Raw genomic sequence first — 14,295 nt, forward strand, 5'->3', positions numbered from 1 at the left:
TAGGAATAAGGTCGATTACTGATAGAACAAATCCAGGCTACTGTGTTTAGTAATCAGATTTGTTCGTGACCGATATGCACGGGCAAAACGGCATGAGGTTGTTAGCGCAACCTCCTGCCACCCGCTTTCACGAAGCCAGCCATTGCGCTGGTTTTCTTTTATGCAAAGCACACCGCACCGTAGCCACAGCGGATAAGGTGATTATTTTGGTCTGTCTGGTATTTGGTTTGATGCGCTTTCAGAAAGGTCGTGCTTAAAACGCAAAAAGCCCCGAGCTATTAACTCAGGGCTTTATTTAACGAGTGCATTTATCCATCGTTGAGTCAAATTTACCCAACTTTATTCAAAAAGTCAATATTATGCCGTTAATATGTTGCCATCCGTGGCAATCATGCTGCTAACGTGTGACCGCGTTCAAAATGTTGTCTGCGATTGACTCTTCCTTGTGGCATTGCACCACCAGAGCGTCATACAGCGGCTTAACAGTGCGTGACCAGGTGGGTTGAGTAAGGTTTGGGATTAGCATCGTTACAGCGCGATATGCGGCGCTTGCTGGCATTCTTGAATAGCCGACACCTTTGCATCTTCCGCATTCTTTCTCAACAACTCTCCCCCACAGCTCTGTTTTTGCTATATCAACCGCACGACCTGTACCGTGGCAATCTCTGCATCTTGCGCCCGGCGTCGCGGCACTACGGCAATAATCCGCATAAGCGAATGTTGCGAGCACTTGCAGTACCTTTGCCTTAGTATTTCCTTCGAGCTTTGCCACACCACGGTATTTCCCCGATACCTTGTGTGCAAATTGCATCAGATAGTTGATAGCCTTTTGTTTGTCGTTCTGGCTGAGTTCATGCTTACCGCAGAATGCAGCCATTCCGAATCCGGCTTGTGATTGTGCCATCCCCATAGCAGCCATCACATCAGTACCGGAAAGGGAGTCAGAAGCCGTGGCCCGTGGTGAGTCGCTCATCATCGGGCTTTTTGGCGAATGAAATTTAGCTACGCTTTCGAGTCTCATGGCCTTCCCCTCTTGCCCTGTTTGACCATCAGGACGCCGTTAACTATTACGTGACGCTCGCCTTTGCTGTCTCGGTTGTACTTGAGCACTGTTCCTCTTGCGCAGGAAAGCATCCTTGCCACTTCGGTCTGATTGCCTCGTGTCTGGATAAGAAGCTCTGGTATCGTTTGAATTGTGGCGTTCATACGTTCTCCAGTTCGGTGATTTTTATTCCAAGCCTTCCGCCTGGTACTTTCACGCCACGAATTACGCGAATGTCATCGAATTGCTCGTCGTCTTCCGCAAATCCGGCGTGGATAAGGGAGTCGAGTAAACCTTTCAGGATGTTGTCGAGGTCGCGGCGGCGGGAGTCTGGAACGTCTGCGATGACTTTGATACGGAGTCGTGATTTGGTGAAAATGTCTAACTTGAGTTGGCGGATGATTTGCTGAACGTCTTTTCGGTATTTCTGGCCTTTATCGCTGATGTAGTATTGGCTTCCCCGTCTTCGCCAGTAGGTGTTCAGCGACGGCGGGTATGGAAGCACAAACTGATATTCGTTCATGGTTTAATCTTCCCCTCCTTCAGCAGTATCGCCTGCGTCCTGATCACGCCTTCGAGGTGGTAAAGTCTGGCGTCTTTGTTGTCGAGATTATGGGTGCGTCGGTCGATTTCATCGTGACACGCGCTACAAGCCCATGCGCCGATCAGGTCGTCAGGTTTCATTCCCGTTCCGCAAATTCCAGCCATCCGGTAATGTGCCAGAACTGTAGTTTCAGGATTACCATTGCATACGCCGTAAATACGTACCTGGCATTCTCTGCCGCGCGCTTCTTTGCGTAGGTTAGCCATTAAGCAGCCTCCCCTGTTACTTTCAGCATTCCGTTATCGAGCAGCTTTCTGGTCAGCCACTGTTGACCACGCCCGGTGATTTTTGTGGTGAACGATATCTGTATTCCGTGATTTGTGTTGACCGCTGTTTCTTTCACTGTGAAATAGCCGCGATCCATATATTCCTGCATTGGCACATTGCGCCGGGAACCTGAAGCAATAAGGATTTTGTGATCGCGCATCCACGCAAACAGTTTGTTTGGACCAATTCCAACAACCTTTGCAAAGTTTCCAATCAAAATTCCGCTGGCCTCGCCAACGCGATCGGCAAACTCAACTTTAGGTGCGGCAATTGCGAGCTGGTTTTCCAGTTGCATTTTCTGCTCAGCAAGATCAGCAGCAAGGCGCAACGCTTCCGGTAACGTTTTGGGGATATTAACCGCAGTTTCTTCAAGCTCTCGCCAACGGTCAACAAGACGAGCGGTGAATTCCGGCGACAACTGGGCTACAACGACAATACTGTCTCGCTTTCCTTGTTCGCCCTCGAAGACGTAATGCTCGTACTGAACATTGAACCCTAAGTTATTGATTCTTTCGGAAACCTCAATTTGAGGAAGCCGGATAACACCATTTTTAGCCAGCGTTTCGATGGTACGTTTCACATTGTCATGACGCTTACCCACCAACTCAGCGATTTCAATGCTTGTCATTTTGATGGCATTGCCATTTATTAACTCATTCATCGTCTTCTTCCTCGTACATTGAGCTATTCGGATCGCTCATCAGTTCTGCGCAGCAATCGGAGCACACGTGAACTTCCAGCACATGTAGCTTCTGACCGCAGTTAGCGCACGTTAAAGCCCGCTCGACGCTTTCTTTCTGGTATTGGATGGATTGGGATGGGCTAAGCATTATTGGCGTCCTGCATCATGAGAAAGACAATCATGGCAGCGCGGAGTGGGTTTTCATCTTGAGTCATATGATATGGGGTACTATCACTGCCAACTTTTCTATGCGCTGCCTTCCATAATCCATTTTCTGGCGCTGGAATAATGCCAATTCTGTTCTCTACGATAATCGGCTCTGCGTCTGATGGGCTTTTACAGTAATCAACCGTTTTTATTGCATAACCAGTTTCGTCATCCCACTCAACACCAACGATTGATGTTCCCAACTTTGCGATTTCGCAATCTTCGGGAGCAAATCCACAGCAAATTGCCACTCGCTTGTTAATTTCAAAATCACTTAACTGTGAATAATCCATGGTCATTTCCTCGCACGTTCTCTTAGCCACCGGATATCCCACAGGTGAGCTGTGTAATTGAATGTTTTTACGTCAGATTCTTTTGGGATTGGCTTGCGTTTGTTTCTGGAGCGTTTCGTTGGAAGGTATTTGCAGTTTTCGCAGATTATGTCGGTGTTACTTCGTCGCTGTCTCGCCACACGTCCTCCTTTTCCTGCGGTAGTGGTAACACCCCTGTTGGTGTTCTTTCACACCGGAGACACCATCGATTCCAGTAAGGTTGATTTGGTCGGAAGCGGTTATCTTCTTTGCATTCACCGCACCGATAACATCGCATCATGCTGCCCGGTCTCCCCATCGCGCTTTCCACTCCAGAGCCAGTCGCGCTTCGTCTGACCACTTAACGCCACGCTCTGTACCAAATGCCTGTATAAGCTCTAATAGCTCCGCAAATTCGCTTACACGCATCCTGCTGGTTGACTGGCCTATTACCACAAAGCCATTCCCGGCAAGGTTAGGAACAACGTCCTGCTGCTTTAATGCTGCGGTAAACACACACTTCCAGCTTTCTGCATCCAGCCAGCGCCCATGCCATTCAACCTGACGAGAGACGTCACCTAAGCAGGCCCATAGCTTCCTGTTTTGGTCTAAGCTGCGGTTGCGTTCCTGAATGGTTACTACGATTGGTTTGGTTGGGTCTGGAAGGATTTGCTGGATAGCTTGAATGGCGTTCTGCTGATGAATGGGGCTTCTTAGTTCAAACGTTAGTTTCCTCATTGCTCACCTTCTGCACGCATGGATTAATTAACGCCAAAATAGCTTCTGGTTTCTCAATAACATCGAACCGCTCACCACTTGCCATTCTTACAATCGTAATCCCGGCCTCAAATAGGGTTTCGATGTTGTCAGAGTTAACGTACAAGGGCTCATATGCACTTCTGGTGCTTTCTATCACGCCTGTGCTTGGTGGCTGATAGATGCTGCATTGCATGGTTAATTTTATAAATGGCATATACTCACTCCTTCACTTTGATTCCAGCGGCGCGGATGGCGTCAGCGCAATAATCGATAGCGCAGTTGTGTCCTTTGTCGAAATCATCCTCAGCCATCACTTTGTCATCGAGTTTTATCTCGATAGCTGCGCGAGACTTAACCCATGACTGCCAGGCAATCATCTTGATGGCCTGAACGTGAAGTTCTTCGCTGTTGTTAATAGACTCGAACTCTTCACCAAACCATTCCTCAAACTTCTTTCTTGATTCGTCCATATCACTCTCCATCGATGATTTTTTGGGTTACCAATAATATTTGATAGTCGCCATAATTATCGGTAGCAACGCGCAGACAACTGAAAACCGTAAAACAAAACCTACTCCCAATATGCGATATCCATTATTCCAGAGAACAAAACTCATCATCAGAAGGAATCCATGAAAAATCGCGACAAGAAATAAACTACAAATAAATGCATTTACCATCGGTACTTACCCCTCGCTCTTAATCCAATAAAAAAGGGCTACTGTGTAAATAGCCCCTGTTATTAGCTCAGTGATGTAGATGGTCATACGTCAGCCCCTTGTGCATATCGTCTGCCACGCGCAGCAGGTGCATTTGATGCTGTGCAAATCTGTCTGGCTTCATCCTGGTCACATGCAACAAAGTGTCCGTTGCAGAACCGCTGGTAAACCGTACCAAGCGAGCCAAAACGGTTTTTCGTCACGATGATTTCTGCAAATGGCGCGGCGCTACTGTTCTCGTCATATACCGCTTCCCGATAGAGCATAATGATTGAGTCTGCGTCCTGTTCAATGCTTCCTGAATCACGCAAATCTGCGTTTGTCGGGCGTTTGTTTGGTCGCTTCTCAACATCGCGCGAAAGCTGACTTAGGGAGATAACAGGCGTTTTCAGGTCTTTCGCCATCGCCTTCAGGCTTCCGGAGATGTGAGCAATTGCGAGGTCGTTGCGATCTGCTTTCGGCTTCTCAATCAGGCCAAGATAATCCGCCATGATGAGTGACAGGTTTGGATTTTCCTGTTTGTGCCGCTCTGCGATTGAGCGTATTTCTTCGACCGATAACCGCGAAGCATCGACTACCCATACATCCAAATCTGCAAGCTGACTCATGCCGTTAGCAACACGCGCCCAGCCTTCGTCATCCATCGATGCAGGATTTCGCAGTACGCTAACCGACATCCTCCCGGCGTTGGCAATGCTTCGCTCTGCAATCTGCAATGCGCTCATTTCCATTGAGAAAATCAATACCCCGCGCCGGACGTCAGAACCAGGAATAACGCGGCTTGCAACGCCTTCGGCAATCTTCAGAGCCAGTTCGGTTTTCCCCATACCAGGACGAGCAGCGATTATCACCAGGTCTTCCGCGTTCATCCCTCCGGTGATGGCATCAAGTTCTTCGATTCCGGTCTTCAGGGTATCTGACTCTTCTCCGTTCCTCAGACGCCTGTCAAGCGTGTCAGTGTAGTCAGTAATGATTTCCCCTAACCGTACAGGTTTTACCTCGTCACGGGGCTTTCTGATGGCTGAAAGACGCTTTACAAGTTCATCCATCGCCTGACTCGATGCGTCGATGGTTCCGCTCTGAATTGGTTCACGCATTTCATCCATGATTTCCAGCACCAGACGGCGGTGATAGTTATCCGCGACCATTCCGGCATATCCCTTCAGGTTTGCGGCACTCGGGCAGTTTTTGCTGGTCATCAGGATTGACGTGAAATGCTCCTCTCCGCACGCCTCGGCAACCATCAGCGCGTCGATTAGGTTTCTGTTTCTCGCCTGCTTGCGGATAACCTCGAAGGCTTTCCGGTAGAGCGGAATTGAAAACGCTTCCGGCTCCAGTGTTGCCAGAACGTCGCTGGCGGTTGGAGTTAATCCACCAATCAGCAGGCCACCGATAACGCTCGCTTCGATATCCTGTCTCATGCAATCCCCCTGTCTGCAAACTTCCCTTCCCGTACTCCCGTTAACGAATCTTCCCTCAACAGGTAATCAAAATCAGCTGTCCAGCCCGTGTCGTTGTCTCCGAAGTAAAACGGCTTGGCCTGATGCACAAACGCCCTGACATACGCTCTGAAACCGTCCACGTTTGGCGTTTTCAGTTGCGGGATGATTTTCTTCAGGCGGCGTTTTCGTTTCTCGTTGACCGCAACAGCGTGTGGAAGTCTGTCACCGACTTCGGTGTTGTAGGCGTTCAGGAAGGATTCGTAGTCGATTCGTTCTGCCTTGCGACGTTCAGGTTTAACCTGCCCATCGCCATCCCCGTTAGGGGGTAAGGGGGTATTTGTATTTATTGTCTTTTGTATATTGTCTTTTGTGTTTAGCTGACTTGGCTTATACCCATTAGCCGACTTGGCTAATGTTTTATTAGCTGTTTTAGCTAATGTTAAGCTGTCCTGGCTAATCCACTGAGAAACCACCTTGTTCACTCCGATTTTCACGCCATCAGCAATGAGGAATTTACGCTCGATAAGCTGGCGCTTGGCAGCACAAACATGAGTGTGATGAATACCTGTCATGGCTGCTATCTGCGTGTTTGTGAGTCGATCCATCGGCTTATTGAATCCGTATGTCTTGCGCATGATAGCGAGCATCACCTTCATCTGCCGGACGGTTAAATCAGCCATCAGCAGACTGTCGGTAATCTCGTTAGCAACGCGCATGAAACCATCTTCGGTATCTGCCACGCGATGCTCCACGACCTCCAGTTGAGGCCTGTAATCAGCTAACTTAACGACGCCCATGTTTCACTCCTGCTTTGGCTAGTCTGTAAACACCAACAAGGCGCTCTGCGAACGCCCTGTTATTTGCTGCGGCTACCACTAATCCCTCAGGTGAATCAGGGTGTCGAATCTCTTCTTTTTCCTGGTATTTCTTACGACGTTTTGTCATAATTACTCCTGTGGATTGATCCAGTCTTTCTACATCAGGCCTCGAAGAATTCGCCGTTCTTCGGGGCTTTTTCTTTTGTCAGCATTCTGGCTACTTTCTTAGCCAGTTCCGCCAACTCCTCGTCTTCAACACCCCATTCAAGAACAGCCAGAAGCATTCCCATTTTGGGTATGAAGCTGTCTTTCCATCGCGAAATTTGTGACTCATTAATCCCTAACGCGTCGGCAACCTTTCGCTGACCACGTACAGCAATTCGATTCAGGATGTTGCTTGTAATTGCATTCGCTTTCTTGCGAGTACTTGTAAGTTGCATATGTAAGTATTTCCTTAGATAACAATTGATTGAATGTATGCAAATAAATGCATACACCATAGGTGTGGTTTAATTTGATGCCCTTTTTCAGGGCTGGGATGTGTAAGAGCGGGAATGTCTTAAGCGGCTTTTCCGCGTTTAGTTCCGTACTGTAACCAAACCGGATCACAGTTAAGCGCCATAGCAATCTCAAACAAGAAGCGCGGTCGCTTGGTTACTCCAGCTTCAATCAGTTGAATTGATTGCTGTTTAACACCGGCTTTGGTTGCCAGTTCGGTTTGCGTCATTTTTAACGCAATTCGCCTCTTCTTGAGGCGTTCAGAAAGAGTTTGCATATCGCCTCCGTCAACAAACTTTCTTGTATTTTCATACAATGTATATTGTTTGTCAAATACAGTTTTTCTTGTGAAGATTGGAGGTAAATAACAGAGGTGGCTTATGAGTATTTCTTCCAGGGTAAAAAGCAAAAGAATTCAGCTTGGACTTAACCAGGCTGAACTTGCTCAAAAGGTGGGGACTACCCAGCAGTCTATAGAGCAGCTCGAAAACGGTAAAACTAAGCGACCACGCTTTTTACCAGAACTTGCGTCAGCTCTTGGCGTAAGTGTTGACTGGCTGCTCAATGGCACCTCTGATTCGAATGTTAGATTTGTTGGGCACGTTGAGCCCAAAGGGAAATATCCATTGATTAGCATGGTTAGAGCTGGTTCGTGGTGTGAAGCTTGTGAACCCTACGATATCAAGGACATTGATGAATGGTATGACAGTGACGTTAACTTATTAGGCGATGGATTCTGGCTAAAGGTTGAAGGTGATTCCATGACCTCACCTGTAGGTCAAAGCATCCCTGAAGGTCATATGGTGTTAGTAGATACTGGACGCGAGCCAGTGAATGGAAGCCTTGTCGTAGCCAAACTAACTGATGCGAACGAAGCAACATTCAAGAAACTGGTTATAGATGGCGGGCAGAAGTACCTGAAAGGCCTGAATCCTTCATGGCCTATGACTCCTATCAACGGGAACTGCAAGATTATCGGTGTTGTCGTGGAAGCGAGGGTAAAATTCGTATGATCAGGATTGCGGCGCTACTCTCAATACTCTTAACTACCAGCGCCAATTCTGAATGCTGGATTGTCACAAACCTGCACGGGTACGGGGCAATGAATGGCGATCGTTACGAGTTTACAAAAGACAGCACGGAAGATTCCGTTTTCCACGTAACAATAAATGGCGATAAATCATCAGTTTATGAATCAGTTTCTGGCGTCTATCCAGAGATGAAATACACTGCTTTGTCATCGAACACTATGGTAGGAGAATACCAGTCTGGAGGAGGAATAACCGTTGAAACCTGGTCAATCACTACAGACAAAAAAGCTCTTTACTCCAAAGTAATGAACATCCCAGGTATGCAACAACTTACATCAACCAAATCCTTTGTTGGTGATGTAGTCGGAACCTGCAACCAGTAATCCTCACCTCGATTTCGACAACCAAAAAACAAACTATTTTCCGTTTAAAAACAATGGAGTTTGTTTTTCACGCCCATTTTTACAATATTTCTTGTTTGCAGCATACAATCTTTCTTGTAATTTTAAGCCATCAGCAGGACGCACTGACCACCATGAAGGTGACGCTCTTAAAAATTAAGCCCTGAAGAAGGGCAGCATTCAAAGCAGAAGGCTTTGGGGTGTGTGATACGAAACGAAGCATTGGCCGGAAGTGCGAATCCGGATTAGCTGCCAATGCGCCAATCGCGGGGTGTTTTCGTTCAGGACTACGACTCCCACACACCACCAAAGCTAACTGACAGGAGAATCCAGATGGATGCACAAACACGCCGCCGCGAACGTCGCGCAGAGAAACAGGCTCAATGGAAAGCAGCAAATCCCCTGTTGGTTGGGGTAAGCGCAAAACCAGTTAACCGCCCTATTCTCTCGCTGAATCGCAAACCGAAATCACGAGTAGAAAGCGCACTGAATCCGATAGACCTTACGGTGCTGGCTGAATACCACGAACAGATTGAAAGCAACCTGCAACGTATTGAGCGCAAGAATCAGCGCACATGGTACAGCAAGCCACGCAGTGAAATGGGTGTGACTTGTGTTGGTCGCCAGAAAATGAAATTAGGCAGCAAACCACTTATTTGAGGTGATATATGGAATTTCATGAAAGTGCGATTTATGATTTTCGCGCTAACGCAAATTCAGTAAAACCACAGCCAATTGCAGTTCTTTTTAAAACAATGGGTGCGTGGGCTGTTTTATGCTTCGCCTCTGATGACACTGACGCAAGAATGGCAATAGGCCAAGAGATGGAGATGGACCCGACAAACGATGAATTCATAATTTATGGCGCTCCATCTAATTACTTACTTGATACCTGCAACATTTACAACAAGGCTGCCTGATGGTGGCCTTCATTTTTGGCATAAACAACAGAGGCGAAGATGTTGACAGTTGGAAAGTCATATTCAACTAAAAATGGAAAGACATTTAGTTGTGAAAAAGATATTGGAGAAATAGACACTATCTTTCCATTTGGTGGATGGGTATACAATTCTGATGGAAGCAAAGACAGATTTGCATATTACACCAGAGGAGGTACTTATAAACTAACCAAATCAGAATATGATTTAATTATTTAGCACAGAGAAGCACTGTGTATTCATTCCAACGAGTGAATACACGGAGCAATGTCGCTCGTAACTAAACAGGAGCCGACTTGTTCTGATTATTGGAAATCTTCTTTGCCCTCCAATGTGAGGGCAGTTTTTTTTGACGGAGTAAACGATGATAAAAACTGATTACCCTGCAGAGCTTAAACAAAAAGTAATAACAGCAATTAAATGCTCTTTTATCTCATGTCGTACAGATGAAGAACGATATGTCGTTGAGTGTGCAATTGTCGAGTTTCTCACAGCGATGGAATTTACCGCTGCAGAATCAATAGATGTATTAAAGCAATCAGACGGAAATGATATTGAAACGGATGATGTTATTGACCGACTAATAAAATCATTCGAAGAAGAAATAGAGTAGCCGCCTGAGCGCGGCTTTACCGCATACCAATAATGCTTCACGAGAGGCATTTTCGTTATGCAATCAAATATAAGGAGTTACCCATGATGCACTTTCAGCTCGCGGGTAGCGGCGTCATGTCCGCTTTCTACCCGCACGAATCTGAATTATCACGCCGAGTTAAACAATTAATCAGAGCAGCAAAGAAACAACTGGAGGCGTTATGCGCAATGAAATAGCCATTAATCACCAGATGCTTCGTGCTGCACAGAACAAATCAGTAATAGCCAGATTTATTGGTGATTCAAAAATGTGGCTTGAAGCAAATAAAGCGATGAAATCAGCTATCAACCTTCCGTGGTATCGCAGGAAATGAGTTTTACAGATAACTGGTCAGACGAAGAATTCATTCGTCAGATGAAAGATTTAATCGGTAACGAAGGAGATATTCATGTCACTTGCAACCACAGTGAAGGAGAGCAAGTTACAGAGACGCATGTACACGCAGAAAGCTCTCTGGTATCGCCATAATGGTGACCGCCAAGGAATGCGGGTATGCCTTAATTTGTCCCGAGTCGAAGTATTAAATCAGCGTTATTTCCTTGGGCCGTGTCCATTCTGAGGTGAATTATGGATTTGAACAAATTCGATGAGCCATTCAGCCCTGAAGATATCGAATGGCGAATACAGCAAAGCGGTAAAACACGCGATGGCAAGGTGTGGGCTATGGTGCTGGCTTATGTCACGAACCGGGCAATCATGAAACGCCTGGACGATGTTTGCGGCAAAGCAGGATGGCGCAATGAATACCGCGATATTCCCAACAACGGCGGAGTTGAATGCGGCATATCAATCAAGATTGATTCCGAATGGGTAACCAAATGGGATGCTGCTGAAAACACGCAGGTAGAAGCCGTCAAAGGTGGTCGTTCAGGTGCAATGAAGCGTGCTGCCGTTCAGTGGGGAATCGGTCGGTATCTGTATAACCTTGAGGAAGGTTTCGCACAAACATCTCTCGATAAAAAGCAGGGGTGGCACAGGGCAAAACTGAAGGATGGAACAGGATTTTGCTGGCTCCCTCCATCGCTGCCGGGATGGGCAATCCCAGCATCAGATAACAAACCATCACCAGAAAATACCAACCAGAAATCTCCATCGGTTGACTGCGAACAAATCCTGAAAGACTTCAGCGATTATGCGTCAACAGAAACTGACAAGAAAAAACTCATCGAGCGTTATCAGCGTGACTGGCAATTAATGGCTGGCAACGAGGAGGCGCAGGCTAAATGCGTTCAGGTAATGAACATCAGAGTTAACGAACTAAAACAGGCGGCATAAATGGCAAGCAGAGGCGTAAATAAGGTGATTATCCTTGGTCGGGTAGGACAAGACCCGGAAGTTCGATACTCACCATCAGGAACAGCGTTCGCTAACCTGACAATAGCCACGTCAGAACAATGGCGAGATAAAAATACTGGCGAGCAAAAGGAATTGACTGAATGGCATCGTGTTGCTGTATCCGGGAAACTGGCTGAGGTCGTGGGGCAGTATGTGAAAAAAGGTGATCAGATTTATTTCGAGGGAATGCTGAGAACCAGAAAGTGGAAAGACCAGTCAGGGCAAGACCGTTACACAACCGAGGTTCATGTCGGAATTAATGGCGTGATGCAAATGCTTGGCGGCATTGGCGACAGCAAACAACAAGCAGCCAGCAGGCAATCACAGAAGCCACAGCAGCAATCATCACCAGCACAACACAACGAACCTCCGATGGATTTTGACGACGATATACCCTTTGCACCAGTAACTCTCCCCTTCCCTCGTCACGCTATTCACGCAATTTAATCAGGAGAAAATCATGCCAGCGCCTCTGTATGGTGCGGATGACGCGCGCCGCTGTTCCGGCAATTCCGTATCGGAGGTGCTGGATAAATTCAGGAAAAACTACAACCGGATAATGTCGCTACCGCAGGAAACGAAAGAGGAAAAGGAATTTCGCCATTGTATATGGCTTGCAGAGAAAGAAGAACGCGAGCGAATTTACCAGACATCAATCCGACCATTCCGCAAAGCCACATATACCCACTTCCCTGAAATTGACCCGCGCCTGCGTAATTACCGCTCACGCTATGGCGCTATCAGTAATGACTGAGGAATTTACCATGAGAGGACTTGCATACAATCCCGGCATTCTTCCGGCAGAAATGATTATTCGCCAACGCGTAAAGCCAATGCCATCGAGAGAGGAATTGCTTAAGAGAAATTCTTTTCCATCAGTAAATCAAAACAAATATCTGAATGCGATGTGGCGGAGTGGGAAGAAATGAAACAAATGTCACTAATTGAGATGGATGGATTTCTGAAAGGTAAATGCATCCCACGAGATTTAAAGGTTAACGAAACAAACGCTGAATATCTTGTCCGTAAGTTCGGTGAACTTGAATCAAAACTCAACGAGCAGCGTGAGTATTACGAAGGTGTTATCTCGGATGGGAGTAAGCGCATTGCTGAACTGGAGAAAAGCGAAGAGCAACTCATTATTGAGCAAGCAACTCACTGGATGCCACTACCAGAACCGCCACAGGAGTCGAAGAGTGAATAAAGCAGAGTTATTTCAGAAAATATCGGCTCTCGCGACTGAATGCCACGCTATAGCATCTGAGCTTGATGTTGGCGATGAACGAACCGAGATGTTCGAAATATACAGTGTGCTGCGCAATCTCTGTCGGCGTGGCTACGCCACTCAAGTAGGGCGAATGACTAACCCACTACTCTCATCCTGTGATGAGGATGACTCGGATGAGGATGACGAATGATGCATAAATCAGTAGCCGGTGAGTTTCAGAAGGAAGTCGATAATACTACCGTTCTATTGGACGATATTTTAAGCATTCTCGCGCTGCTTGAGGCTGGCGATTGGTCAGAACATTGCACTAAAACAGAGCTAGGCGGTCGGCTTGAAAGAGAGATTACACGACTTATTGGTGATGCGCAGGAAGCTACAGTCACTAGTTATGAGTTAATCGCTGAAGCCTGGCGTTTGATGGATGGACAAGATCCTAAAACCAGCGATTGGCATAGCAAGGCTTCGAAGTATTTAAATTCCAATAGGGTAGAAAAAGTTGATGATGTGAAACCGAAGCCAGTAGACCACGGTTTCCGCGATAACTGCGAATGCTCTAGTTGCCAGACCACGGCCCGTATTTGTTCCGAATTGACAGATAAGTCCAGCCTAATCTACGAAGTTAATGTAGGCGGTAATACATGGGTCGAATGCACAAGAGCTGCATACGTAAGAGCAAAAGACAAGGGTGAATTAACCAGAGTTGTTACCAATCACCCAAATAATGAGCTTAAAGATCACCAGATTCGAGAACTGGTGAACGAGTTGAGGGATATTGCGGTTCAGTACCACGGAACGCAGCAATTGCGGGAGAAGATTGCCAGAGCAGTGAACAACTCAGTCCGTAAAAAATAAGCAATAGTACGATAAAGAGGCCCCATGCTCTTGATGGGGCCTGTAGCAACTAGCGTTATGGACGCTGGTTTACGTACTCAATGATCGCTTTGATAATCGCGAACATCGGCGGCACGATTTTGAACAGTAAGTTAACCATAACAGGCCTCACTTAGTTTTATCGCGCCTAGCTGCAAATACCTTTGGGCTTGCCTTTGCAGTTGCAATATCTGTAGTCGCCAGATACTTACGGCACGATTTCGAGTTAAGGTAAGGTTTTAGAGTCACCAAAAACCTGGACTTAAATCTTCTTTGAGAACAACGATGTTTAGTAAATGGTCATTATTACCTGGTATGACCACTCAACGTTTCTTGATGAATCCAGTACATTCGGTTAATCTTAATTCAGTCGCCAGATACTTATGGCTCAGGAACAGAGCCGCAAACTCTGTTTCCTTTTAAAAAGCCCAGCCTAGTCAACTGGGCTTTTTAATGTCTATTTTTAACCCAATGAACCTTCAATACCG

General features: G+C 46.6%; 30 protein-coding genes and 1 pseudogene. 14 read left to right on the forward strand and 17 right to left on the reverse strand.

Features of this window, described 5'->3' with window-relative positions:
- Positions 1 to 397: 397 nt before the first annotated feature.
- The 17 genes from A1SC_RS13405 to A1SC_RS13340 all read right to left on the reverse strand — a co-directional run bounded on the left by A1SC_RS13405 (position 398) and on the right by A1SC_RS13340 (position 7,626).
- On the reverse strand, positions 398 to 1,021 hold the full coding sequence (locus tag A1SC_RS13405) for an antitermination protein Q (RefSeq protein ID WP_001235459.1): 624 nt from the start codon (positions 1,019 to 1,021) through the stop codon (positions 398 to 400).
- Positions 1,018 to 1,206, reverse strand: coding sequence for a protein ninH (locus A1SC_RS13400; protein WP_000994515.1), 189 nt, complete (start codon positions 1,204 to 1,206; stop codon positions 1,018 to 1,020). Before A1SC_RS13400 ends, A1SC_RS13405 begins: the two co-directional genes overlap by 4 nt.
- Positions 1,203 to 1,565, reverse strand: a complete 363-nt coding sequence (locus A1SC_RS13395; protein ID WP_001008180.1) for a RusA family crossover junction endodeoxyribonuclease — start codon at positions 1,563 to 1,565, stop codon at positions 1,203 to 1,205. Before A1SC_RS13395 ends, A1SC_RS13400 begins: the two co-directional genes overlap by 4 nt.
- A complete protein-coding gene (locus A1SC_RS13390; protein WP_000002243.1) occupies positions 1,562 to 1,852 on the reverse strand; it encodes a DUF1364 domain-containing protein in 291 nt (96 codons plus the stop codon). Before A1SC_RS13390 ends, A1SC_RS13395 begins: the two co-directional genes overlap by 4 nt.
- Positions 1,852 to 2,574 (reverse strand): phage antirepressor KilAC domain-containing protein, encoded by a 723-nt coding sequence (locus A1SC_RS13385; protein WP_001003989.1) that lies wholly within the window; start codon positions 2,572 to 2,574, stop codon positions 1,852 to 1,854. Before A1SC_RS13385 ends, A1SC_RS13390 begins: the two co-directional genes overlap by 1 nt.
- The gene (locus A1SC_RS13380; RefSeq protein ID WP_016262210.1) at positions 2,567 to 2,743 is read right to left on the reverse strand and encodes a protein NinF; all 177 of its coding nucleotides are present in this window, start codon (positions 2,741 to 2,743) and stop codon (positions 2,567 to 2,569) included. The genes A1SC_RS13385 and A1SC_RS13380 overlap by 8 nt, the downstream gene beginning before the upstream one ends.
- Entirely contained in the window at positions 2,736 to 3,095 is a 360-nt protein-coding gene (locus A1SC_RS13375; RefSeq protein ID WP_001363895.1) for a phage protein NinX family protein, read from the reverse strand. Before A1SC_RS13375 ends, A1SC_RS13380 begins: the two co-directional genes overlap by 8 nt.
- Positions 3,096 to 3,097: 2 nt before the next feature.
- Positions 3,098 to 3,274: a NinE family protein gene (locus A1SC_RS0121565; RefSeq protein WP_024214598.1), complete on the reverse strand. Its 177-nt coding sequence runs from the start codon at positions 3,272 to 3,274 to the stop codon at positions 3,098 to 3,100.
- Positions 3,241 to 3,432, reverse strand: coding sequence for a protein NinD (gene ninD / locus A1SC_RS23400; protein WP_311019736.1), 192 nt, complete (start codon positions 3,430 to 3,432; stop codon positions 3,241 to 3,243). Before ninD ends, A1SC_RS0121565 begins: the two co-directional genes overlap by 34 nt.
- The gene (locus tag A1SC_RS13370; protein WP_016238076.1) at positions 3,411 to 3,851 is read right to left on the reverse strand and encodes a recombination protein NinB; all 441 of its coding nucleotides are present in this window, start codon (positions 3,849 to 3,851) and stop codon (positions 3,411 to 3,413) included. Before A1SC_RS13370 ends, ninD begins: the two co-directional genes overlap by 22 nt.
- Positions 3,832 to 4,086, reverse strand: coding sequence for a flagellar FlbD family protein (locus tag A1SC_RS13365; protein WP_016262211.1), 255 nt, complete (start codon positions 4,084 to 4,086; stop codon positions 3,832 to 3,834). The genes A1SC_RS13370 and A1SC_RS13365 overlap by 20 nt, the downstream gene beginning before the upstream one ends.
- A 4-nt stretch (positions 4,087 to 4,090) precedes the next feature.
- Positions 4,091 to 4,342 (reverse strand): phiTE_015 family protein, encoded by a 252-nt coding sequence (locus tag A1SC_RS13360; protein ID WP_016262212.1) that lies wholly within the window; start codon positions 4,340 to 4,342, stop codon positions 4,091 to 4,093.
- Between the two features lie 293 nt (positions 4,343 to 4,635).
- Positions 4,636 to 6,012 carry a replicative DNA helicase gene (locus tag A1SC_RS13355; protein ID WP_001248388.1) on the reverse strand — a complete coding sequence of 459 codons (1,377 nt, stop codon included), beginning with the start codon at positions 6,010 to 6,012 and terminating at the stop codon, positions 4,636 to 4,638.
- A complete protein-coding gene (locus tag A1SC_RS13350) occupies positions 6,009 to 6,830 on the reverse strand; it encodes a replication protein (RefSeq protein ID WP_016262213.1) in 822 nt (273 codons plus the stop codon). The genes A1SC_RS13355 and A1SC_RS13350 overlap by 4 nt, the downstream gene beginning before the upstream one ends.
- Complete coding sequence (locus A1SC_RS25430; RefSeq protein WP_000166961.1) at positions 6,817 to 6,978, reverse strand: hypothetical protein; 162 nt, start codon at positions 6,976 to 6,978, stop codon at positions 6,817 to 6,819. The genes A1SC_RS13350 and A1SC_RS25430 overlap by 14 nt, the downstream gene beginning before the upstream one ends.
- Positions 6,979 to 7,012: 34 nt before the next feature.
- Complete coding sequence (locus A1SC_RS13345) at positions 7,013 to 7,291, reverse strand: CII family transcriptional regulator (RefSeq protein ID WP_001177653.1); 279 nt, start codon at positions 7,289 to 7,291, stop codon at positions 7,013 to 7,015.
- A 119-nt stretch (positions 7,292 to 7,410) separates the two neighbouring features.
- A complete protein-coding gene (locus tag A1SC_RS13340) occupies positions 7,411 to 7,626 on the reverse strand; it encodes a helix-turn-helix domain-containing protein (protein ID WP_001194218.1) in 216 nt (71 codons plus the stop codon).
- 103 nt (positions 7,627 to 7,729) lie between these two features.
- Between A1SC_RS13340 and A1SC_RS13335 the strand changes: the two genes are divergently transcribed.
- The 14 genes and pseudogenes from A1SC_RS13335 (at position 7,730) to A1SC_RS25045 (ending at position 13,789) form a co-directional block, all read left to right on the forward strand.
- A complete protein-coding gene (locus A1SC_RS13335) occupies positions 7,730 to 8,362 on the forward strand; it encodes a LexA family protein (RefSeq protein ID WP_000028392.1) in 633 nt (210 codons plus the stop codon).
- A gap of 89 nt (positions 8,363 to 8,451) precedes the next feature.
- The gene (locus A1SC_RS13330) at positions 8,452 to 8,763 is read left to right on the forward strand and encodes a hypothetical protein (RefSeq protein ID WP_001379071.1); all 312 of its coding nucleotides are present in this window, start codon (positions 8,452 to 8,454) and stop codon (positions 8,761 to 8,763) included.
- 351 nt (positions 8,764 to 9,114) lie between these two features.
- Positions 9,115 to 9,441, forward strand: coding sequence for an antitermination protein N (locus A1SC_RS26210; protein WP_000340008.1), 327 nt, complete (start codon positions 9,115 to 9,117; stop codon positions 9,439 to 9,441).
- An 8-nt stretch (positions 9,442 to 9,449) separates the two neighbouring features.
- Entirely contained in the window at positions 9,450 to 9,701 is a 252-nt protein-coding gene (locus A1SC_RS13320) for a hypothetical protein (RefSeq protein WP_000394306.1), read from the forward strand.
- 382 nt (positions 9,702 to 10,083) lie between these two features.
- On the forward strand, positions 10,084 to 10,332 hold the full coding sequence (locus A1SC_RS13315) for a hypothetical protein (protein WP_000597940.1): 249 nt from the start codon (positions 10,084 to 10,086) through the stop codon (positions 10,330 to 10,332).
- Positions 10,333 to 10,415: 83 nt separating this feature from the next.
- Entirely contained in the window at positions 10,416 to 10,550 is a 135-nt protein-coding gene (locus tag A1SC_RS25040; protein WP_000972063.1) for a hypothetical protein, read from the forward strand.
- Positions 10,535 to 10,687, forward strand: a complete 153-nt coding sequence (gene kil / locus A1SC_RS13305; RefSeq protein ID WP_016262215.1) for a host cell division inhibitory peptide Kil — start codon at positions 10,535 to 10,537, stop codon at positions 10,685 to 10,687. The genes A1SC_RS25040 and kil overlap by 16 nt, the downstream gene beginning before the upstream one ends.
- A gap of 254 nt (positions 10,688 to 10,941) precedes the next feature.
- Positions 10,942 to 11,649 (forward strand): Rad52/Rad22 family DNA repair protein, encoded by a 708-nt coding sequence (locus A1SC_RS13300; RefSeq protein WP_000365275.1) that lies wholly within the window; start codon positions 10,942 to 10,944, stop codon positions 11,647 to 11,649.
- Positions 11,650 to 12,156, forward strand: coding sequence for a single-stranded DNA-binding protein (ssb, locus tag A1SC_RS13295; RefSeq protein WP_000168274.1), 507 nt, complete (start codon positions 11,650 to 11,652; stop codon positions 12,154 to 12,156).
- Positions 12,157 to 12,169: 13 nt separating this feature from the next.
- Entirely contained in the window at positions 12,170 to 12,463 is a 294-nt protein-coding gene (locus A1SC_RS13290) for a phage anti-RecBCD protein (protein WP_015980123.1), read from the forward strand.
- 10 nt (positions 12,464 to 12,473) lie between these two features.
- Entirely contained in the window at positions 12,474 to 12,638 is a 165-nt protein-coding gene (locus A1SC_RS0121590; protein WP_001214456.1) for a DUF2737 family protein, read from the forward strand.
- Positions 12,635 to 12,847 (forward strand): annotated as a pseudogene (locus A1SC_RS26215) (hypothetical protein); the annotation flags it as partial. The gene A1SC_RS0121590 and the pseudogene A1SC_RS26215, both read left to right, overlap by 4 nt.
- 58 nt (positions 12,848 to 12,905) lie before the next feature.
- Positions 12,906 to 13,127, forward strand: coding sequence for a hypothetical protein (locus tag A1SC_RS13280; RefSeq protein WP_001683865.1), 222 nt, complete (start codon positions 12,906 to 12,908; stop codon positions 13,125 to 13,127).
- On the forward strand, positions 13,124 to 13,789 hold the full coding sequence (locus A1SC_RS25045) for a hypothetical protein (RefSeq protein WP_016262218.1): 666 nt from the start codon (positions 13,124 to 13,126) through the stop codon (positions 13,787 to 13,789). Before A1SC_RS13280 ends, A1SC_RS25045 begins: the two co-directional genes overlap by 4 nt.
- The last annotated feature ends 506 nt before the right edge of the window (positions 13,790 to 14,295 follow it).

The sequence above is a fragment of the Escherichia sp. KTE52 genome (genome assembly GCF_000408325.1).
GTDB classification, from domain to species: Bacteria; Pseudomonadota; Gammaproteobacteria; order Enterobacterales; family Enterobacteriaceae; genus Escherichia; species Escherichia marmotae.